The sequence below is a fragment of the Acetobacter sp. DsW_063 genome, assembly GCF_002153745.1.
Taxonomy (GTDB): domain Bacteria; phylum Pseudomonadota; class Alphaproteobacteria; order Acetobacterales; family Acetobacteraceae; genus Acetobacter.
Genome location: NZ_JOPL01000024.1, coordinates 1 through 19703 on the forward strand (window position 1 = coordinate 1; position 19703 = coordinate 19703).

Below are 19703 nucleotides of genomic sequence, written 5' to 3' on the forward strand. Positions count from 1 at the left end.
CACAACCTCTCGCTCAATTCAATACATTAATAGGTCCTGAACCTAGTGTTGCCGTGTCGGGTAGTGCGTTGCGGGCGTCTGTTGTACGCTATGGTCGGTTTATTGTCTGCGCCCCCTCTCCCCCCTCTCTGACAGCGCGACACCCGGGGAGTGGGAGCTTCCTTCGCTTGGCGTGATCACAGTCCTGCCTTTTGGGGTGAGAACCCCTTATCTCATCCCCCGTCGCATTTCGCTGCGTTGCGCTGTATGACGACGGCATCCGCTTTACCGTCCGTCTGACGGCACGAGCGCAGGGAGGGAGCCCTTACGCATGTCCGATTGTCTGTTCCACCGCTACCGCGCGCATGTCCTCGACGTGCTGCGACGCGTCGCGCCCGAGGTGGGCGATGACGTCCTCGCCCGCGTGGAACTGACGCCGACGCGCGATCCCGCGCACGGGGACATGGCGACCAACGCGGCGCTTCTGGCCGCAAAGGCCGCGCGCCGTAAACCAGCGGATATCGCGAAAGACCTGGCTGCTGCGTTGGCCGAGGTCGATGGAGTGGCGCGAGCAGAGGCCGCCGGGCCGGGCTTCGTGAATCTGACGCTGGACCATGCCGTGCTGCAGAGCGTCGTGCCGTCCGTACTGCGCGCGGGCGAAGGTTTCGGCGATTCCCGCGTTGGCGGTGGAGAGCGGGTGAACGTCGAATACGTCTCCTGCAATCCGACGGGGCCGATTCATGTTGGTCATTGCCGTGGCGCCGTGGTTGGCGACGCGCTGGCGAACCTGCTGCGTAAGGCGGGCTACGCCGTCACCAAGGAATTTTACATCAACGACGCCGGCGCGCAGGTCGCCGCGTTGGCCTGGGCTGCTTACTGGCGGTACCTGGAGGTCATCGGAACAACGATGACTGAAGAGGAATATGACGCCGTAGTCCCCGGCGGCCTGCAATATCGCGGCGACTATCTGATCCCCATTGGCCAGGCTCTGGCGGAGGCGCACGGGACCAGTCTTGCGGAAGATGGCGCGCGTCCTGCCGCGCCGGAGCGCTGGTTCGATCTGGTGAAGGCCTTCGCCATCGCCCAGATGATGGCCGGAATTCGCGAAGATCTTGAGCTTCTTGGCGTGCGCCACGACGTCTTCACGTCCGAAGCCAAGGTGCTGGCGGACGGGGTGACCGATCGCGCGATCGGCGTTTTGGAAACGAAGGGTCTGCTCTACGAAGGCGTGCTGGAGCCGCCGAAGGGCAAGTTGCCGGACGATTGGGAGGCGCGGCCGCAGACGCTTTTCCGTTCAACGGATTATGGCGACGACGTGGATCGCCCGCTACGCAAGTCGGACGGATCGAACACGTATTTCGCCAATGATATCGGCTACCATCTCGACAAGGTGGAGCGCGGCGACGCGACGCTGATCGACGTGCTCGGTGCGGATCACGGCGGCTATGTCAGCCGTATGAAGGCCGCCGTCAGCGCGTTGACCGACCGGCGCGTGGCGCTTGACGTGCTGCTCTGCCAGATCGTGCACATCGTGCGCGACGGGCAGCCGGTGAAGATGTCCAAGCGCGCCGGAACCTTCGTGACGCTGCGTGATCTTCTGGAGGAGGTCGGCCGCGACGCGGTGCGCTTCACAATGCTGACGCGCAAGAGCGACGCACAGATGGAGTTCGATCTGGACGCGGTCGTCGCACAGACGCGCGACAATCCGGTTTTCTACGTTCAATACGCGCACGCCCGTTGCCGCTCTGTCCTGCGTTCGGCGGAAGAGATGCTGGGGACGGAGGCAGTGACGCCTGTGGCGCTTGAGGCCGCTGACCTCGCCAGCCTGACGGCGGACGCCGAGATCGCCCTGATCCGTCGCATCGCAAGCTGGCCTCGTACGGTAGAGGGCGCTGCGCAGGCGCACGAACCGCACCGTATAGCGTTCTATCTTGGCGACCTTGCCGCCGACTTCCACACGTTGTGGAATCGTGGGCGCGACGACGCGGCGCTGCGGTTCCTGCAGGCGGACGAGCCGGAGGCGACGCGCGCCCGCCTGGCTCTGGTCGCGGCGACCGCGATGGCGATTCGCTCGGGGCTGGCAGTTTTGGGCGTCGAACCGGTGGAGGAGATGCGATGACAGACCGCGACGACACGCCGCCAGATCCGCACGAAGATCGGCTGAACCGTGCGCGCGAGCGCATGGCGACCGATTACGAGGACGCGCCGCCGCCGCGCCGATCTGGCGGCAAGCTGGCGCTGGGCGCGTTGCTGGCGGGCGACGCGAACACACGTCGCCTGACCTACGGCGTCGCCGGGTTAGGCGGGCTGCTGGTGCTTGGCATCGGCGGTTGGTCCCTGCTGGGTCATCATCAGGGGGGCATTCCTGTTCTTGGCCCGCCGCCGGGACCGGTGCGTGAAAAGCCAGCAGATCCGGGCGGCATGCAACTCGATGGCGTGATGGCGCCTGCCGAAACGCCTGAGGGCGCCACCCACCTGGCGCCGGGGCCGGAGCAGCCGGACCCGGCGGCGCTGGCCGCACGTTATGGAGGGAAGGCTGCGGCTTCTGAAGAGCCGCCCGCCGCCGCTCCTCCTGCGCCAGCGCCCGCTCCGGACGCTGCTTCGGCTCCGGCGAAGGACACCCCGTCGCAGGACGCGCCAAAGGCGACCGAAGCATCGCCGTCGCCGTCGCCTACGCCTGCTGCGCCTCCTTCGGCCGTAACCGCCAAACCGTTGCCGGATACGGCGACGACGCAAACGAGCCACGCCGATCAAGCTGACGCACCGCCGGTCCAGTCGAAAGCGCCGCCCGAGCAGACCGCCAAGCCGGTTGCAAGCGGACCATACGGCGTGCAACTGGCCGCGCTCGATTCCGAAGCGAACGCCCGCAAGGAGTGGGATCGTGCAAGAGCGACCGCGCCCGACCTGTTCGCCGGTCATGCGCCCGAGATCGAGAAGGTGACCAACAAGACCGCGATCTTCTTCCGCCTGCGGATGCGTGGCTTCGATAGCATGGCCGCAGCTCAGTCCTTCTGCGAGAAGCTGCGCGAACATGGACATGCCTGCAACCCGATCCGCCCCTGAGGACATGGCCTCAGACAGGGTGAGGGCAGATGGCGGGGTGCGCGGCAACGATGCGGCGGCGGGGGTCGTGACGGATTCCGCCGCGCCGCCACTTGCTGAGGCTGCCGGGGACGGGGTTGAGGCGCTCCCGCGCTCCCCGGTGCTGCGACTGGAAGGGTTTGAGGGACCGCTGGACCTGCTGCTCGATCTGGCGCGGGCGCAGAAGGTCGACCTCGCCCGGATTTCGATCCTGCAACTGGTCGAGCAGTATCTGGCGGTCGTCGAATCCGCGCGCTCCATTCGCCTTGAACTGGCGGCGGATTGGCTGGTGATGGCGGCCTGGCTTGCGTGGCTCAAGTCACGTCTGCTGCTGCCGCCGGAGGACGGCCCTGATGAGGAGGCGGAGGACGCGGCCGAATTGCTTGCGGTGCGGCTAGAGGAACTGGCTCGCATCGGAGCCGCCGCAAGCTGGCTGGCGGAACGGCCGCAACTCGGCCGAGACGTGTTCGCGCGCGGCGAGGCAGAATCCCTGATTGAGATTGATCGATCAGGACTCGCGCTTGACGTGCCGCAGCTGATGCGGGCGTACCTCGCCGCGATCCGTCGGTCCTCCCGCACCCGGGTTTATACGCCGCGTGCGATCCGCTTCTGGACGGTGCAGGACGCGCTTTCCAGGCTGAAGCGCCTGTTGGGCGACACCCCGCCGGGCTGGAGCTCGCTCGACGCCTATCTTCCTGATCTGCCCGCCTCGGGCAATGAAATCGAGAGCATGAGAATACGTCGGGCGGCCATGGCCGGAACCCTGATCGCCGGACTTGAGCTGGCCAAAAGCGGGACGCTGGAACTGCGTCAGGACGAAGCTTTCGGGCGAATCATGTTGCGTCCGCAGGAGAGCGGAGCGTGAGCGGGGCAGGCGACGCCATGGGCGAGGACGTTGCACCTCGTGATGACGCCGAGCATGAAGCCGAAACAGGCGCGGCAGGGGTTCCGGCGGCAGACGGGTCCGGCATGGATGCGTCTGGGGGCGAAGCGCTCGAAACTGGCATGAGGCAATCTGACGCGCCACAAGCGAATGCAGCAGGAACCGACGCGCTGACGGACGAAAATTCAGACGTCACGATGTCAGTAGCTGGAGCCAGTGACTCTGAGAACGCTCATACAGACGGTTTTGCATATGAGGCAGGCGAACCCGAAGCTGCCGAAGGTCAGACGGCTGATACGCTGCCCGCAGAACCTCCCCCGCCGCCCAGCGAGCAGGTGATCCGAGCGGTGGAGGCGCTGATCTTCGCCAGCACGGAGCCGGTCAGCGCCCGGACGATTCTCGGTCTTCTGGAAAGCCGCGCCATGATTCCGGAAGCGGTGCAGGACGTCGGCGCCTATGTGCGCGAAACCCTCGTCGCGCTTGTGGCGCGCTATGACGGGCGAGGGGTGGCTCCGGCTGAAGTCGCCGGCGGCTGGCAGTTTCGTACCGCCCCGGATCTGGCCCCTATGCTCACCAAAGTGCTCGCCAAGCCGCGCCGATTGCAGCGCGGCACGATGGAGACGCTGGCGATCATCGCCTATCACCAACCCTGCACCCGGGCGGAAATCGAGGAAATTCGCGGTGTCAGCCTGGGACAGACCGTACTCGACACATTGATCGAGGAGTCCCTGATCGCGCCGCGCGGGCGGAAGGAAGTGCCGGGACGACCGGTATTGTGGGGCACGACCGCCGATTTCTTGCGGCATTTCGGACTGACCAGCCTGACGGCGCTGCCGCGCCGTGAGGAACTTCTTGGCGACATGCCGAGCTCGCCGCGTCTGCCCGTCACACATAACGCACAGCAGAACTCCGCCGATCTGCTGACGCACGGGACGGAAAGCTCCGAAGAGTCGTCTTCTCCGGAGGAGGAGGACATGGGTGGGCGCTCCGTGCCCGATGACGATACGCGCGAGCCATCAGAGGGAGACGCAAGCGCATCGGAGGCTCTGTCTGGCGACGAGGACTGATGCTTCATCCGCCGCCGGTGGTTTCCACATCGCTGCGGTCAGGGTAAGCGTGATCCGAATTCCCGCTTGCCCGTATGGGTGGGCTGGACGATGGCAGGTCGCGCGATGACCTGTCGTCTTCATGGTATGCGCGAGACCCCTCGCGCGCTGGTAGATCATGTCGCCGCGTCGCGGGCGGCTGTTCGCGTGGGCGGTGACGATGTTTGATTTCGCATGGTCGGAATTCGCCCTGATCGGGATGGTCGCCCTGTTGGTGATCGGCCCGAAGGATATGCCGACCGCCATTCGCGCCGTCGCACGTATGGTGCGAAAGGCGCGTGGCCTCGCCACCGAATTCCAGAGCCATGTTGATGAAATGGTGCGAGAGGCCGACCTGGGCGAAGTGCGCGATCACGTGCGTGACCTGCGCAATCTTGACGTGCGCGGACGGGTCATGCGTGCGGTCGATGGCGACGGCAAGATCCGCCGCGCGTTTGACGATCCGCTCGCGCGTTCAAGCTTGCTGACGGGGCCGGAGAACAGTCGCTCAGCACTGGCTTTCGAGGCGCCGTCGCCTGCTGCGGCGCCCCCTGGCGGGATCGCGCCACCTTTGCTGCCGCCAGCGATGGAGATCGGCGCCCCGGTGGCGCCGCCCGAGCTTGAGATGACGACCGTTCCGGACGAACGCCCGAAACCGCCGCCAGCAGTGTTGCCACCGTCCATCGCGCGCCGTGTGATGGCTGAGCGTCGCCGTCTGGCCGCGCCGTCGATCCTGCCGCCGATCCGCGTTCTGCATGGGACGCATCGTGTGGCTCCGTTCGCGGCGTCGGCCGCACAGACAAAAAAGAGCGCCGACCATACGGCCATCGGGGAGGACGGGCTCTGAAACAGGACGCCATCAATGATGAGCCCATGCCGCTGCTCGATCATCTGCTCGAACTGCGGCGCCGGTTGCTCTGGTCCGCCGTCAGCTTCGGCCTGTGCTTCGCGCTGTGCTACCACTACGCGGGCGACATCTATCTGTTTCTTGCGCGGCCGCTTGGCGAGATCATGCGGCAGAAGGGCGAGCAGCCGCATCTGATCTACACGGCGCTGTACGAAGCGTTCTTCACCTACATCAAGGTCGCGGCCTTCGGCGCCGCGTTCCTCTCCTTCCCGGTCGTGGCGATACAGGCGTGGATCTTCATCGCGCCGGGCCTCTATCGCTCGGAGAAGCGCGCCTTCGCGCCGTTCCTGATCGCAACGCCGATCCTGTTCCTGCTCGGCGCGGCGCTGGCCTATTACTTCATCTTCCCGGTGGCTTGGCGCTTCTTCCTGTCGTTCCAGACTTCCGGCGGCGATGACGGGTTGCAGATTCAGCTTCAGGCCAAGGTGTCGGAATATCTGGCGCTGGTCATGAAACTGATCATGGCGTTCGGCGTCGCCTTCGAACTGCCTGTGGTGCTGACGTTGCTGGCCCGCGCCGGGATCGTCACCTCCGCGCAGTTGAAGAAATTCCGCCGCTACGCGATCGTCGGCGCCTTCGTCGCGGCGGCGATCCTGACGCCGCCCGACGTGATCACGCAGACCGGCCTCGCCGTGCCGCTGATCATCCTCTACGAGATTTCCATCATCTCGGCCCGCCTCGTGGAGCCACGGAGCGAGCCGACACCGACAGACCAAGAGGCTTCCTGATGCACGACCTTCGCGCGCTGCGCGCCGATCCCGCCGGATTCGACGCCGATCTTGCCCGCCGTGGACTGGAACCAGTATCCTCCTCGATCCTCGCCCTCGACGAGGAGCGTCGGGCCGCCCAGACTGCGTTGCAGGAGAAGCAGACGCGCCGCAACGCGCTGTCCAGGGAGATCGGCGCCATCCGCCGTAACAAGGGCGACAGCGCGGCGCTGGAGGCCGAGGCGATTTCCCTGCGCACGGAGATGGAGGGGCTGGATGCGCGCGCTCAGGAGCTGGACGTGGAGACGCACGATCGCCTCGCCGTGCTGCCCAACCGGCTGGACGCCAGCGTGCCGGCAGGCGCGGACGAGACTGCGAATGTCGTGGTTCATGAACGCGGCGCCGTGCGGAACTTCGCCTTCACGCCGAAGCAGCACTTCGAACTCGGCGAGGCGATGCAGCAGGACGGTTACGCGCAGATGGACTTCGCCACAGGCGCGCGTCTGTCCGGCGCGCGCTTCGTCATGCTGCGCGGCGGGATCGCGCGTCTGGAGCGCGCGCTGGGCCAGTTCATGCTCGACCTGCATGTGACCGAGCACGGCTACAGCGAAACCCATGTGCCGGTTCTGGTGAACGAACCCGCCATGTACGGCACCGACAAGCTGCCGAAATTCGCGGATCAGTCTTTCGTTACGACCGACGGCCGCTGGCTGGTGCCGACCGCTGAGGTGCCGCTGACGGCCTCTGTCATGGGCGAGATGGTGGACGCAGCGCAACTGCCGATCCGCCTGAGCGCGCTGTCGCTCTGCTTCCGTTCTGAAGCAGGCGCGTCCGGTCGCGACGTGCGCGGGATGCTGCGCCAGCACCAGTTCGAGAAGGTCGAAATGGTGTCGATCACCACGCCGGAGGAGAGCGACGCCGAGCATGAGCGCATGACGCGCTGCGCCGAGCGCGTGCTGGAACTGCTGGAAATTCCGTTTAGACGCCTGCTGCTCTGCGCGGGCGACACAGGCTTCGGCGCCGCGAAGACATACGACCTTGAGGCATGGTTGCCGGGCCAGCAGGCGTGGCGCGAAATCTCCTCCTGCTCCAATACGCGCGATTTTCAGGCGCGGCGGATGAACGCGCGTTATCGCCCCGGCGAGGGTGCGCCGGTGTTTGTGCACACGTTGAACGGGTCGGGCCTTGCGGTTGGGCGCACACTCATTGCGGTGATGGAGAACTGGCAGGAAGAGGATGGCAGCGTTACTGTGCCGCCTGTGCTGCGGACGTACATGGGGGGCGTGGAGCGCTTGGGATAGTTGGTTTGCGGGAAAGTGTGACCGGGGGCTTTGCCCCCGAGCCCCCACCCAAGGCCGGGGCCTTTGGGAACCGATTAATAAATAAACAACTTATTTCAAAAACATCTCTACTTATATATTTTTCTCATGAATTATTTTACAATATTAATATAGTAACTTGAAAGTATTTCTCCGCTTGCGTGAGCGATTATGCTCCAACGGCCGCTCATGGTTGGCGACACGATCATATCGATGATCCACATGCTGTTTTCAAGTGGAAAAAAATCAGGGTGAATTTCGACAATTTTTCTAGATTTTTCCTGTCTGTTCGAATCGAAGATACTCACAAAAAACCCACGAGGTTTATGGTCTTCGATGCTGGTCCATTCCATGGCGACTACAATTTTCCACGCGCCCGAAATTGGCGTTTCAGGTGCATAAAATGTTCTCCAACCGCCACCGAGTATGAACAGACACCCATTTTGAATTTCACAAGAATTCACGGGCATAAGAGTTGTTATGCGAAAAATTTTTGACGCTTCGTTTGGAGTGATTTCACTCGTACTTTCTGGCATTTTTTTACCGTCGCCACCGCGAGCCTCTATTTCTTTTATGACATCCCCATTTTCTCGATAAGCTCTGAAGATTGTTGATTCGCCGGGCGCGCCAAACTCTCCGCCCTTGCCCACAATAATTTCAAAATTTGAGGTTCCAGACTCACGTAATGACTTGCAATCAAGCATTACTTCGACGGTTTCTCCTCCGTGCCCACCGTCTCCGCCTCTCAAGTTGTCCCCTTGTGCGCCTTGTCCGTCGCCACCCGCTCCAGGAAAGAAGAGGGATCCGTCAGAATTTTGAATTGGCAGGGAGATTCTGCGATTTTCCGAAAATTTTTCGATGGGCAGAGTGTGGGGGCCTGTCACGACTCTATAATCGCCTCCATCTCCGCCTCGCCCGCCAATTGAATTTGGCCCTATAGCTCCCCCGCCACCTCCACCGGCTCCCCATCCGGCACCGCCCTTACCGCCAAGGTTCAGGTTGGAGTTTTGCAGATTAAGAGTTGAAGATTGAGCGGAACTATCAATAGCCTCCTGCGCCATCGCCTCGTTCAACATCCACCCTTGTCTTATCTTATCGAAAGTCTCGATTTGTTTTGTTTTCCAATCACGTAATATTTGGGCTGAGTAGTTCGAAACAGTTGCGGCAACGTCAATGACGTCAGCATGTTCGATACACATAAGAATAAGATTAGAGTCCGAGCGATTTTGTTCTGGCGTCTGTTGGGGATCCCATCGGGGTCCTCCTTCGCAGCGTGCATGGATATGGCAGATGCGTGAGGCTAAGGTGCGCTCACTTGATTGCTCATCTATTCGGTAGAGCGGCCGTTTACAGCCGTCGTATCCGCAACTGAAAGCGTGTGCGTATAGGCGCTTTATGGTAGCGACAGTCGGCATTGGATGTTCAATGGCGATTTTCATAACGTTATCTCTAAGTATTGTATAAATATTCAGAGATAAATTTTTTTATTATGTCAAATTAAAATTATATACGTAATTCTGTATGTAATATTTAAAATGCAGACCTTGTTTTTATAATTTTTTCTTCAATTAAATAAAATATTTGGTTGTCAACTGAATAGGGTCGAGGGGCTAAGGCCCCTCGCGGGCACGGGCAGAGCCCGCCACCCTTCTTCACGCTGGAATGAACCTCCGACCCCTCAGGCTGGCAGCGCCTCCGGCTCACTGCGCGCCCGCTTCACCAGCAGCTTGTTCAGCCCATGGACATACGCGCGGACGGCGGAGACCACCGTGTCGGCGTCGGCCCCCTGTCCATCGACCATCTTGCCGTCCTCTTCCAGACGCACCGTCGTGCGGGCCTGCGCGTCCGTGCCTTCGGTGACGGCGCCGACGGAATACAAGGCCAGACGCGCCTCATGCGGAAACGCGCTCCGGATGGCGTTGAAAGCGGCGTCGACGGGGCCATTGCCAGTGGCGGTTGCTTCCACCAGCTCGCCGTCGATTTCCAGCTCCAGCGTGGCTTCCGCCGGGCGGCGCGAGCCGGCAGAGACGTCCAGCGCCAGAAAGCGGATGCGGGCGTGGTCGCGGACCTCGTCGTCGACCAGAGCGACAATGTCGTCGTCGTAGACGACCTTCTTGCGGTCAGCCAGATCCTTGAAGCGTTCGAACGCGTCGTTCAGCTGGTTGTCGCCAATGGTGTAGCCCAGCGCCGTCAGCTTGTCGCGGAACGCGGCGCGGCCAGAATGCTTGCCCAGCACCAGCGAAGATTTGGACCAGCCGACGCTCTCCGGCGTCATGATCTCATACGTCGCGGCGTTTTTCAGCACGCCGTCCTGATGGATGCCGCTCTCATGCGCGAAGGCGTTGCGGCCGACGATGGCCTTGTTCGGCTGCACGTCGAAGCCGGTGATGGTCGACAGCATGCGCGACACCTTCAGCAGCTTCTCGCTCTGCACGCCGTTGGTGTAGGGCAGCTGGTCCTGACGCGTGCGCAGCGCCATGACGATTTCTTCCAGCGCCGCGTTACCCGCGCGCTCGCCAATGCCGTTGATGGTGCATTCGATCTGCCGCGCGCCGCCGCGCAGGGAGGCCAGCGTGTTGGCGACGGCCAGACCCAGATCGTTGTGGTTATGGGCGGAGAAGATCACCGTGTCGGCGCCGGGCACGCGCTCTTTCAGCATGCAGAAGATACGCTCCATGTCTTCAGGCGTGGCGTAGCCGACGGTGTCGGGGATGTTGATGGTCGTGGCGCCCGCCTTGATCGCGGCTTCGACGCAGCGGCACAGGAAGTCCGGCTCGGTGCGCGACCCGTCTTCGGCCGACCATTCGACGTCGGCAGTGAAGTTGCGGGCGGCGACGTTGCCTGCGGTGATGATCTCCAGAACCGTCTCCGGCTCCATCCGCAGCTTGTATTTCATGTGCAGCGGGGAGGTGGAGATGAAGTTGTGGATGCGTCCGCGCTCGGCGCCGGCGATTGCCTGCCCTGCGGCGGTGATGTCGTTCTTGCCTCCGGAACGGGCCAGCGCGCAGACGACCGACCCGCGCACGACGCGGGCGATTTCACTGACGGATTCGAAGTCGCCCTTCGACGCCACGGGGAAGCCCGCCTCGATGACGTCTGCGCCGAGGTCGGCCAGCGCCTGCGCCATGCGCAGCTTCTCGTCCAGATTCATCGAGAAGCCGGGGGACTGCTCTCCGTCACGCAGGGTGGTGTCGAAGATGATGACCCGGTTGTCGTCGATGCGGCCGAAGGAAGGATGATCGATAGCCATGATAACCTCGGTATGGTCTGCGCCGTCTTAACGGCTTGCGCGTTGTCCCGGTTCCGGCGTCGAAATGACGAACGGAACGCTGATGCTGTCTTCGAACCCCTGGGCGCGCCGACGTCCCGTCGGCCCGATCGCTCAGGGGCGGATAAGTCGAAGGAGAAGCTGGGGAAGCTGACCGAGGGCGTGGACGCGCGTCATCGGCGCGCTGTGGCGCGGCATCGAATCAGAAAGGACGCGGGTCGGAACCATGCGGGGCAAGATACAGGACCGCATCGCTGACGCAAGGAAAATTCTCGCGTGGGGCGGGCCTGAAAACCGGGAAACAGTCCCCGCCGCGCAGCCAGTCTCGCGCGCGGCGGGGACGGGGGCTTCAGAGCGCGCCCTGAACCCAGGCCTTGAGCTGGCTCTTGGGCAATGCGCCGACCTTGGTTTCGACCGGCTTGCCGTCCTTGAACAGGATCAGCGTCGGGATGCCGCGCACGCCGAAATTGTTCGGGGTGACGGGGTTGTCGTCGATGTTGACCTTGGCGACGGTCAGCTTGCCCTTCAGTTCAGCGCCGATTTCATCGAGCGCCGGGGCGATCATCTTGCAGGGCCCGCACCACTCCGCCCAGAAGTCGACAAGGACCGGGCCCTCGGCCTTGAGGACGTCGGTTTCGAAGGTGCTGTCGCTGACTGCGACGGTGTTCTCGCTCATGTTGGCGCTCCAGTTGTGTCCCCGAACACTTGGGGTGAGACGCGTCGGGGTCAAGTCCCCCGCTGCTTCGTGCTCTTTCATGTGGCGAGGGGTAGCCGGAAAGTAAAAAAATGTATCGCGGTAAAAATACGATGCGCGCTAGAAATGATGCGCATCGTCACGACAACGCGACGCCGTTTCGAGCGCCCTGCTTTGGTATCTGATCGTCAGATCCGGGGCGTCGGACCGCCAGGGAGCATCGCCCCGAATGTTGGCACTGATACGTAAAAGTCTGACTGGAAAGGGGGGCGCGTTGCGATTGGCTGCGGTGGTCGCGGCCCCTGCGGCTGTCGCGGCGGCGTTCGTCGCGACAGCGGGGTGGCTGTCTCCCGACCGCCTTACCCCGGCGACGTTCATGCGTGATTTTCACGCGGTAGATGGGGCGCATCCGGGTTTCAGGCGCAATCATGCAAAAGGCGTATGTGTGTCCGGCTGGTTCGACGGGTCTGGCGCCGCGACACCTCTGTCGCGCGCGGCGCTGTTCGGAAAGGAGCGTTCGCAGGTCGTCGGACGTTTCGCCCTAGCGGGCGGCGCGCCGAACCAGCCAGACGCGCCGGGTAAGGTACGAAGCATGGCGTTGCAGCTCATACCGACGAATGGCGCCGAATGGCGCATGGGCATCAACGACATCCCGGTCTTTCTCGTCAGGAATGCGGCGGATTTCAGCGACTTTACGCTGGCCACGGCGCCTGTTCCCGGAACAGGGAAACCCGATCCGGCCCGTATGAGCGCATTTTTGGACAAGCATCCCGAAACCAAAAACGCGCTGGGTCTTCTCAAGGCGCGCGCGCTGACGTCCGGCTTCGCTAACGACACGTATAACAGCCTCGACGCCTTTCTCTTCGTGAACGCTGAGGGGGTTGCGACGCCAGTGCGGTGGGCGATGGTCCCGGAGCAGACGGTGGAGCCGCCTGCGGCCGGAGAGGGTGGGCAGGATTACTTGTTCGACGATCTTCTGAAAGCGCTGGCGCAGGGGCAGCTTCGCTGGCGCCTGATGGTGACGGTCGGCGAACCGGGCGATCCAACGGCCGACCCGACCGCCGCCTGGCCAGAGCAGAGACGCAAGATCGACGCGGGGACGTTGACGCTCACGAAGGCGGAGAGCGAGGACGGCGGCCCATGCACGGGCATAACCTTTGACCCGCTGATTTTACCGGAGGGCGTCGCTCCGTCCGACGATCCGATTCCGGCCGCACGTTCGGCTGTTTATTCCCGCTCCTTCACCCTGCGCTCCGGCGAAACCAAGCCGCCCAGCGAGATTACACCCGCCGCCGTTCGCTCCGGAGGACAATAATGCGCAGTGTCGAGAGTTTTCCGATTTCCGCGCGAGTGCTGCACTGGCTCATGGCGGCGATGATTTTGGCGATGCTGTTCATCGGCGTTTTTATGGCGGCGGCCGTCGGTCCGGCCTATCACACGCTTGTCGATCTGCATCGGCCTTTGGGAATAGCAATCCTGCTGCTGGCGCTCGTCCGGCTTGCCAATCGGTTCCTGTTTCGTGCGCCTACGTTGCCTGACACGTTGCCGCCTGCGCTCAAACTCGCCGCGCGAGCGTCCCATGTCGCGCTTTACGCCCTGATGATCGCGCAGCCTTTGGTGGGGTGGGGAATGCTTTCGGCCGGCGCATATCCGGTGACGATGTGGGGCGGCGCGTCTTTGCCGCCTATCTTGCCCCACGACACGGCGTTGTTTGCAACGCTGCGCCATCTCCACTCGTGGCTCGCTTTTTCACTATTCGCCGTCGTGCTCGCTCATCTTGGGGCCGCGCTGCTGCACGGTCTGGTGCTGCGGGATGACGTGTTCCCGAGCATGACGGCCCGGCGCGGTGGAAAGAAATAACGTCAGAGCAGGGGGTGTACGCGCGCGAAACTGGCTCCGGACTCACGTCGAGGCGATGATGCTGTGCAGAGGTAGGGCGACCCCGCGTCGGCGGGAAGCGAGGCGTCGTTGGCGACGCCAAGCAACAGGCGCACCCGCCGTGTCTCGGCGTCGCTGGCCAGAGCGTAAAAAATGGCGCGGGACTTCCGCCGAGCCACGATCACTCCGGCGCGTCGCAGGGTTGCGAGTTGCTGGCTGAGCGTGGGTTGCGTGACGCCGGTTTGGCTCTCGATATCGCTGACCGCGCGCTCGCCGCGCAGTAGCGTATCGAGGATCAGCAGGCGTTGGGGTTGCGTATATACTTTCAGAAATTCAGAAAGTGTTCGCGCGCTTTCGGGGGTCAAGGTGCTCATGAAGCGGAAGCCTCTTGAAGAAACCACCGAGGGCCCAGTCGTGCGACGTCTCGCTGCTTCTCCGGAGGTGGCGCTATGGGCGGTTCGCCTGGGCGCCAACCCTCCGGCGTTAGCACGGGTCTGGTCGACACCAGTTGCAGCGCAGCCAGCAGGCGTTTGATCTCATCGACAGAGCGGCCGACGGTAGGCGGGTACCACTGGATGGCCCGGATCACGCCCTCCGGGTCGATCACATACATCGCGCGGATCGTCGCGCTGTTTTCAGACGTGTCGTCCAACATGCCGTAAGCCCGTGACACCGCCATCGAGGGATCTTCTGCGATGGGGAAGGGAATCGTTACGCCGAATTCAGATCTGATGGCCTCAATCCAGGCCAGGTGGGAAAAGACGCTGTCGATCGAAAGGCCGATCAACACGCAACCCATGGCGGCGAATTCCGGAGACGCAGCGGCGAGGGCGATGAATTCGCTGGTGCAGACAGGCGTGAAGTCGGCCGGGTGCGCGAACAGGATTACCCACTGGCCACGCATATCGCTGAGCGTCAGCTCCCCCAGCGTCGTGCGAGCCGAAAAATCAGGCGCCTTGTCCCCGATCTTGGGGAAAGGGCGGAAGGTCGTCGCTGCGCTCTGGCTGGAGAACTCGTTCATGGCGTTCTTTATAAAATTCTGATTGCCTTGACGCAATATAGTTTCAGGATTAATTAAATTAATCAATTCATTTTCCGTCGATGGGAGACGTCTTGATGTCGGACAGGGTGCTCGCGGAAGCTTCTGCTCAGATCGCTGCGGCGCGACGGGGCGAGCGCCCCGCGCCTGTGGTCAGAACGTTCTTTGATGAGAAAACCTTTACGGCGACGCATGTGGCTCATGACCCCGTCACTCGAGAAGCGGCGGTTATAGATAGCGTTCTGAACTACGATCAGGCGGCTGGGCGCACGCATCATGACGAGGCGCGGCGCGTGGTCGACTACATCCGTGCTGAGGGATTGAAGGTCGCCTGGGTTCTTGAGACGCACGCTCATGCGGATCACCTGTCAGCAGCACCTTGGCTGCAAGCGCAGTTGGGGGGCAAAATGGGCATCGGGGCGGAAATCGTCCGGGTGCAGGATGTATTCGGCAAAATTTTTAACGCCGGGACGGAATTCGCGCGTGACGGGTCGCAGTTCGATCGCCTGTTTCACGATGGCGACCGTTTTTCGCTCGGGGAAGTGCAGGTGACGGTTCTCCATGTGCCTGGCCACACGCCTGCCGACATGGCGTTCGTCATCGGCGACGCTGCTTTTATCGGCGATACATTGTTCATGCCGGACTACGGCACCGCCCGCGCTGATTTCCCCGGCGGGGACGCACGGCAATTGTTTCAGTCGATCCGACGCCTTCTGTCCCTGCCAGGCGAAACGCGCCTCTTCCTCTGTCATGACTACAAGGCGCCGGGCCGCGACTGCTACGCGTGGGAAACCACGGTCGCAGCCGAGAGGGATAGCAATATCCATGTCCACGACGGGATAGAGGAAGACGCGTTCGTGCAGATGCGGTGTGATCGCGACGCTACGCTTTCCCTGCCAAACCTCATCGTGCCGTCGGTGCAGGTGAACATGCGAGGTGGGCGAATGCCGGAGCCGGAGAGCAACGGAACACGTTACCTGAAGGTGCCGATCGACACCCTGTGATGCGTATGGCGGCTTTTCCATCTATGTGCGGCAGGGGCGGTTCCGCCTTCGCGCAAGCGTCCGACCTTACGGGCGCGTTCGCCCGTAAGGCCGCCTGACATGGACTCAGTCATTCTGCACGCGGCGATTGAAATTGCCTGCGGAACTCTGGTTGGATTCACGCTCGGCCTTATCGGCGGAGGCGGTTCGATCCTCGCTGTGCCGTTGATGGTCTATGTCGTCGGCGTCGCCAATCCGCATGTCGCCATAGGCACCAGCGCCTTCGCCGTCGCGGTCAACGCGCTTGCCGGGCTGGCGCATCACGCACGCTCCGGCGTCGTGCAGTGGCGCTGCGCCGGCCTGTTCGCGGGGTGCGGCGTGGTGGGCGCTCTGGTGGGGGCCACGGTCGGTAAAGCCGTAGACGGCCAACGTCTGCTGCTTTGCTTCGCGCTGCTGATGATTGTCGTTGGCGTGCTGATGTTGCGCGGCCGCAAGCGCGTCGCCTGTGCCGGCGTCGGCTTTACGTGGGCGGCGGCGGCGAAGGTCATGGGATGCGGGCTTGGCGCCGGAGTCCTATCGGGATTTTTCGGCATCGGCGGCGGATTTCTGATCGTGCCCGCCCTGATCGCCGCCACGGGGATGCCGATTTTGAACGCGATTGGCACGTCGTTGGTCGCGGTCTCTGTTTTCGGCTTCAGCACGGCCGCGAGCTATCTCGCCTCAGGCCTGATCGACTGGCGTCTGGCGGGGTTGTTCATTCTGGGCGGCGTCGCAGGCAGTTTCGTCGGAACGCGGGCCGCCCGGAGTATGGCCGGAAAAACTGGTCTTCTGTCGACACTTTTCGCGTGCGTCATCTTTCTCGTCGCCACCTATATGATCTGGCGGAGCGTCTGACGCGCACGCGATGGGTTGTCGGTGAGGAATCAGGGCGTGATCGTCCCATGAATTCTCGTGACGACGTCGCCGCCGATCCAGATATTGCTTTCCTCCTGCTCGACGAAGACGCGTCCGGCGCGTCCAAGCACTGCGCCTTGGCTGGCGATGTAATGTGAGGGCGCGAATCCTCCGCCGATAAGCCATTGCGCGATCGCCGCATTCAGGCTGCCGGTGACGGGATCTTCAAATCCTCTTCCGTCTCCTTCACTGTACAGCGCGCGGACTTCAAATTGCGCCGCATCTCCGTCGCGCGCCCGGTCCCATGCGCCGACAAGCCCCAATTTCATCCCGTCGAATGCGTTCCAGTCCGGTTGCAACGCCAGCACCGCTTCGCGGGAGCGTAGGCGTAACGCCAGCCAGCCGGGGCCGTTATCGGCCCATTCTGCTGCGATCACGTCTCCGGCGTTCAGCCGCAGCGCTGCGGCGGCCTTGGCTACGGTCGCTGCGTCGGCCGGGCCCCTGCGCCGACGGGGTGGAGCGGCGAAAGAAAAACGTCCGTCCCGTTCACGCACGGGCACCAGACCGACGCCGCATTCTTGCATGATGACGTCGCTTTTCGGTCGCCCACCGAGCGTGCGCCAAACGTAGGCCGTGCCGAGCGTCGGGTGTCCGGCGAACGGAAGTTCCCCATGCGGCGTGAAAATGCGGACATGATAATCTGCTTGTGGATCTCTGGGTTTGAGGATGAACGTCGTCTCGCTCAGATTCGTCCAGTTGGCGATCTGCGCCATCTGGGCAGCGTTCAGCGCATCGGCTCCGGCGATGACGGCGAGCGGATTGCCGCGGAACGCCGTGGAGGCGAATACGTCGACCTGAAGAAATGGCAGTGCAGTCGTCATGGCGTTATCGGTCCTGATCTGTGGTGTTTGCGGCGTCGGTCGCGTTGGCGAGGCGAGTCAACAACGGGCTGTGAAAGGATTGTATGGCGCGCCGAAGACTTTCGCGGTGGCAGGCGGAGTTCTCGGCTACAGACTTCAGCGGCGCAGATATGCTGCTGTCTCCGCCGCATGCGGCGATCGAAGCGGCGCTCAGGCGCTGCAGGAGCGCTTTGGCGCGTGCAGCGTCCGTGAGGTCGCCCGGACGCCACGAAACGGCGACGTGTTCGGTGATTGTATCATCGTCCTGCGCCACCGCTGGCGTGCGGATCGCGAGTAGCAGGATCAGGCCGCCGATGACCGCCGTTAGCATCCACGTGGCGCTCATAACGTCGCGCAGAATTCTGATGTGCCGTCGGTCGAATTGACCTGTGGGAGGCAGGGTGGTTCTGCCTATGAAAGCGGAATGCATAAACGTTGTCCCGATTGTTATAGTACAATCAACACGAATCGATTCGATTGTTATAAATTGCCACCTTCACAAAAGAGATCAATTCTTATATTGAACCAATACAATTCAACCGCAGGAGGCGCTTCATGTGGACGCCCGCGTTAGCCGACGGCCACGCTCCGCTTTATGAGCGCCTTGTCAGCGCCATCGATCACGACATGCGCGCAGGCGTCCTTTCCGCCGGGGAGAGGCTTCCGCCGCAACGGGAACTGGCGTTTCGTCTAGGCGTCAGCGTCGGCAGCGTAACGCGGGCGTACGCCGAGGCGGAGCGGCGTGGATTGCTGTCGGCCCATGTTGGCCGAGGGTCGTTCGTGCGTGCGCAGGCCGCCCCTCTGCGCGATGTGCCGACCCGGGAGAGGGGGGCGATGATCGCCCAAGATCGCAGCGTCGTTGATCTGCGGTGCAATACGCCCCCTCCGGTGTCACTTGTCGGGGCTCTGAACGCCGCGTTGGCTGACCTTGCTGTGCGCGGTGTTCTCGAACCGGCGCTGCAGTACGTGCAGGGAGCGGGATTGCCAGCGGTGCGGGAGGCGGCGACGTTGTGGCTGGACCGACAGTTCGGCTTGCAGGTCCAGGCAGGCGATCTGGTGCAGTGCAACGGTGGTCAGCATGCGCTGGCGCTGGTTTTTTCATCTCTCTGTCGCCCCGGCGATACGGTGCTGTGCGAATCCTCGACCTTCTACGGCGCACGGATGGCCGCCGAACACTTCGGAATCGCCATGCGTGGCGTCGCGATGGATGCGGAGGGATTGTCGCCAGAGGCGCTCGACCGCGTGGCGGTCGAGACGCGGTCGCGTCTGCTGTTCACAGTGCCGACGCTGCATAATCCGACGTCCCGCACAATGTCAGTTCAGAGGCGGAAGGAAATCGCAGAGGTCGCTCGTGCGCGCGATCTTCTGATTCTCGAAGACGACGCCTACTATTCATACTCGGGTAAGCCGCCGCAGATCGCACGGTTCGCGCCGGAGCGAACGATCTACCTCGCCAGTCTGTCCAAGGGCGTCTGCCCGGGGTTCAGGCTGGCGTTCCTCGTGTTGCCGCAATTGTTTCCGGTCGAAAGAATGCTGCGCGGCGTGAGGGCGCTGGGATATTGCCCCCCGGCGTTGGGTGGGTTGGTGTTCTCGCAATGGGTGGCGGACGGACGCGTCGACGCGATCATGGCGGATGTGCGTAAGGAAGCGTCGGCCCGGTTCGCGATGGCGCAGGCGGCGCTTGGAACGGCGATGACGCAACCCGGCGGCCCATGTTCGCCGCATGTGTGGTTGCCTCTCTCGCCCCTGGCGGCTGAGCAGGTGGCTGCGCGTGCGTTGCGCAGCGGCGTGGAATTGACGCCGCCCGATGCGTCGACCGTGTCGCAGGATGCGGATTCGGGTCTGCGGTTATGCCTGGGCGCTCCGGATGATCGCGCGTCGCTCGCGATGGCTTTGTCGGTGGTTTCGGAGGCGTTGGTTCGCCGGGAGGAACTGGCGTGCGAGGGGGTAGTCTGAAAAGGCTCTCAGGCGTCGCTTAGATGTTTTGTATATCTTAACTGATATTGGTGATCGAACGGGCTCCGCGTGAGTGAGTGGCTAACTAGGTTCAGGACCTATTAATGTATTGAATTGAGCGAGAGGTTGTG

General features: G+C 62.8%; 19 protein-coding genes. 12 read left to right on the top strand and 7 right to left on the bottom strand.

Annotation, left to right across the window (positions count from 1 at the left end; translation table 11 throughout):
- Positions 1 to 310 precede the first annotated feature (310 nt).
- From argS to serS, 7 genes are all read left to right on the top strand, one after another.
- Complete coding sequence (argS, locus tag HK28_RS05100) at positions 311 to 2098, top strand: arginine--tRNA ligase (RefSeq protein ID WP_086643539.1); 1788 nt, start codon at positions 311 to 313, stop codon at positions 2096 to 2098.
- Positions 2095 to 3042 carry an SPOR domain-containing protein gene (locus tag HK28_RS05105; RefSeq protein ID WP_086643540.1) on the top strand — a complete coding sequence of 316 codons (948 nt, stop codon included), beginning with the start codon at positions 2095 to 2097 and terminating at the stop codon, positions 3040 to 3042. Before argS ends, HK28_RS05105 begins: the two co-directional genes overlap by 4 nt.
- A gap of 4 nt (positions 3043 to 3046) precedes the next feature.
- Entirely contained in the window at positions 3047 to 3925 is an 879-nt protein-coding gene (locus HK28_RS05110) for a ScpA family protein (RefSeq protein ID WP_369823603.1), read from the top strand.
- A gap of 317 nt (positions 3926 to 4242) precedes the next feature.
- The gene (gene scpB / locus HK28_RS05115; RefSeq protein WP_233140366.1) at positions 4243 to 5010 is read left to right on the top strand and encodes an SMC-Scp complex subunit ScpB; all 768 of its coding nucleotides are present in this window, start codon (positions 4243 to 4245) and stop codon (positions 5008 to 5010) included.
- A 157-nt stretch (positions 5011 to 5167) separates the two neighbouring features.
- Positions 5168 to 5875 carry a Sec-independent protein translocase protein TatB gene (gene tatB, locus HK28_RS05120; RefSeq protein ID WP_369823601.1) on the top strand — a complete coding sequence of 236 codons (708 nt, stop codon included), beginning with the start codon at positions 5168 to 5170 and terminating at the stop codon, positions 5873 to 5875.
- Between the two features lie 26 nt (positions 5876 to 5901).
- Positions 5902 to 6663, top strand: coding sequence for a twin-arginine translocase subunit TatC (gene tatC / locus HK28_RS05125; protein WP_086643542.1), 762 nt, complete (start codon positions 5902 to 5904; stop codon positions 6661 to 6663).
- A complete protein-coding gene (gene serS, locus HK28_RS05130) occupies positions 6663 to 7943 on the top strand; it encodes a serine--tRNA ligase (protein ID WP_086643543.1) in 1281 nt (426 codons plus the stop codon). The genes tatC and serS overlap by 1 nt, the downstream gene beginning before the upstream one ends.
- A gap of 131 nt (positions 7944 to 8074) precedes the next feature.
- Here serS and HK28_RS13715 read toward each other — a convergent pair whose 3' ends face one another.
- The 3 genes from HK28_RS13715 to trxA form a co-directional block, all read right to left on the bottom strand.
- The gene (locus HK28_RS13715) at positions 8075 to 9400 is read right to left on the bottom strand and encodes a hypothetical protein (protein ID WP_158093400.1); all 1326 of its coding nucleotides are present in this window, start codon (positions 9398 to 9400) and stop codon (positions 8075 to 8077) included.
- Between the two features lie 239 nt (positions 9401 to 9639).
- Entirely contained in the window at positions 9640 to 11211 is a 1572-nt protein-coding gene (locus tag HK28_RS05140) for a 2-isopropylmalate synthase (RefSeq protein ID WP_086643545.1), read from the bottom strand.
- Between the two features lie 367 nt (positions 11212 to 11578).
- On the bottom strand, positions 11579 to 11905 hold the full coding sequence (trxA, locus tag HK28_RS05150; RefSeq protein WP_026397098.1) for a thioredoxin TrxA: 327 nt from the start codon (positions 11903 to 11905) through the stop codon (positions 11579 to 11581).
- A 247-nt stretch (positions 11906 to 12152) separates the two neighbouring features.
- Here trxA and HK28_RS05155 point away from each other — a divergent pair, with 247 nt between their 5' ends.
- Together HK28_RS05155 and HK28_RS05160 are read left to right on the top strand one after the other, a co-directional pair.
- Entirely contained in the window at positions 12153 to 13238 is a 1086-nt protein-coding gene (locus tag HK28_RS05155; protein WP_086643547.1) for a catalase family peroxidase, read from the top strand.
- On the top strand, positions 13238 to 13783 hold the full coding sequence (locus HK28_RS05160; protein WP_086643548.1) for a cytochrome b: 546 nt from the start codon (positions 13238 to 13240) through the stop codon (positions 13781 to 13783). Before HK28_RS05155 ends, HK28_RS05160 begins: the two co-directional genes overlap by 1 nt.
- Positions 13784 to 13785: 2 nt before the next feature.
- On the opposite strand, the gene HK28_RS05165 is transcribed toward HK28_RS05160, so the two are convergent.
- On the bottom strand, positions 13786 to 14175 hold the full coding sequence (locus HK28_RS05165) for a helix-turn-helix transcriptional regulator (protein ID WP_086643549.1): 390 nt from the start codon (positions 14173 to 14175) through the stop codon (positions 13786 to 13788).
- A complete protein-coding gene (locus tag HK28_RS05170) occupies positions 14172 to 14822 on the bottom strand; it encodes a peroxiredoxin (protein WP_086643557.1) in 651 nt (216 codons plus the stop codon). The genes HK28_RS05165 and HK28_RS05170 overlap by 4 nt, the downstream gene beginning before the upstream one ends.
- Before the next feature lie 95 nt (positions 14823 to 14917).
- Between HK28_RS05170 and HK28_RS05175 the strand changes: the two genes are divergently transcribed.
- Both HK28_RS05175 and HK28_RS05180 read left to right on the top strand, forming a co-directional pair.
- Entirely contained in the window at positions 14918 to 15844 is a 927-nt protein-coding gene (locus HK28_RS05175; protein ID WP_086643550.1) for an MBL fold metallo-hydrolase, read from the top strand.
- Between the two features lie 99 nt (positions 15845 to 15943).
- Complete coding sequence (locus HK28_RS05180; protein WP_086643551.1) at positions 15944 to 16717, top strand: sulfite exporter TauE/SafE family protein; 774 nt, start codon at positions 15944 to 15946, stop codon at positions 16715 to 16717.
- Positions 16718 to 16746: 29 nt separating this feature from the next.
- On the opposite strand, the gene HK28_RS05185 is transcribed toward HK28_RS05180, so the two are convergent.
- Positions 16747 to 17598, bottom strand: coding sequence for a PhzF family phenazine biosynthesis protein (locus HK28_RS05185; RefSeq protein WP_086643552.1), 852 nt, complete (start codon positions 17596 to 17598; stop codon positions 16747 to 16749).
- 4 nt (positions 17599 to 17602) lie between these two features.
- Positions 17603 to 18046, bottom strand: coding sequence for a UrcA family protein (locus HK28_RS05190; protein WP_086643553.1), 444 nt, complete (start codon positions 18044 to 18046; stop codon positions 17603 to 17605).
- Positions 18047 to 18171: 125 nt separating this feature from the next.
- On the opposite strand from HK28_RS05190, the gene HK28_RS05195 reads away from it, so the two are divergent.
- A complete protein-coding gene (locus HK28_RS05195; RefSeq protein ID WP_086643554.1) occupies positions 18172 to 19572 on the top strand; it encodes a PLP-dependent aminotransferase family protein in 1401 nt (466 codons plus the stop codon).
- Positions 19573 to 19703: the final 131 nt, after the last annotated feature.

Bases quoted from the DNA above. Each gene is read 5' to 3' on its own strand.
- argS (WP_086643539.1), top strand. From the start codon at position 311: ATGTCCGATTGTCTGTTCCACCGCTACCGCGCGCATGTCCTCGACGTG.
- HK28_RS05105 (WP_086643540.1), top strand. From the start codon at position 2,095: ATGACAGACCGCGACGACACGCCGCCAGATCCGCACGAAGATCGGCTG.
- HK28_RS05110 (WP_369823603.1), top strand. From the start codon at position 3,047: ATGGCCTCAGACAGGGTGAGGGCAGATGGCGGGGTGCGCGGCAACGAT.
- tatB (WP_369823601.1), top strand. From the start codon at position 5,168: ATGTCGCCGCGTCGCGGGCGGCTGTTCGCGTGGGCGGTGACGATGTTT.
- tatC (WP_086643542.1), top strand. From the start codon at position 5,902: ATGCCGCTGCTCGATCATCTGCTCGAACTGCGGCGCCGGTTGCTCTGG.
- serS (WP_086643543.1), top strand. From the start codon at position 6,663: ATGCACGACCTTCGCGCGCTGCGCGCCGATCCCGCCGGATTCGACGCC.
- HK28_RS13715 (WP_158093400.1), bottom strand. From the start codon at position 9,400: ATGAAAATCGCCATTGAACATCCAATGCCGACTGTCGCTACCATAAAG.
- HK28_RS05140 (WP_086643545.1), bottom strand. From the start codon at position 11,211: ATGGCTATCGATCATCCTTCCTTCGGCCGCATCGACGACAACCGGGTC.
- trxA (WP_026397098.1), bottom strand. From the start codon at position 11,905: ATGAGCGAGAACACCGTCGCAGTCAGCGACAGCACCTTCGAAACCGAC.
- HK28_RS05155 (WP_086643547.1), top strand. From the start codon at position 12,153: ATGTTGGCACTGATACGTAAAAGTCTGACTGGAAAGGGGGGCGCGTTG.
- HK28_RS05160 (WP_086643548.1), top strand. From the start codon at position 13,238: ATGCGCAGTGTCGAGAGTTTTCCGATTTCCGCGCGAGTGCTGCACTGG.
- HK28_RS05165 (WP_086643549.1), bottom strand. From the start codon at position 14,175: ATGAGCACCTTGACCCCCGAAAGCGCGCGAACACTTTCTGAATTTCTG.
- HK28_RS05170 (WP_086643557.1), bottom strand. From the start codon at position 14,822: ATGAACGAGTTCTCCAGCCAGAGCGCAGCGACGACCTTCCGCCCTTTC.
- HK28_RS05175 (WP_086643550.1), top strand. From the start codon at position 14,918: ATGTCGGACAGGGTGCTCGCGGAAGCTTCTGCTCAGATCGCTGCGGCG.
- HK28_RS05180 (WP_086643551.1), top strand. From the start codon at position 15,944: ATGGACTCAGTCATTCTGCACGCGGCGATTGAAATTGCCTGCGGAACT.
- HK28_RS05185 (WP_086643552.1), bottom strand. From the start codon at position 17,598: ATGACGACTGCACTGCCATTTCTTCAGGTCGACGTATTCGCCTCCACG.
- HK28_RS05190 (WP_086643553.1), bottom strand. From the start codon at position 18,046: ATGCATTCCGCTTTCATAGGCAGAACCACCCTGCCTCCCACAGGTCAA.
- HK28_RS05195 (WP_086643554.1), top strand. From the start codon at position 18,172: ATGTGGACGCCCGCGTTAGCCGACGGCCACGCTCCGCTTTATGAGCGC.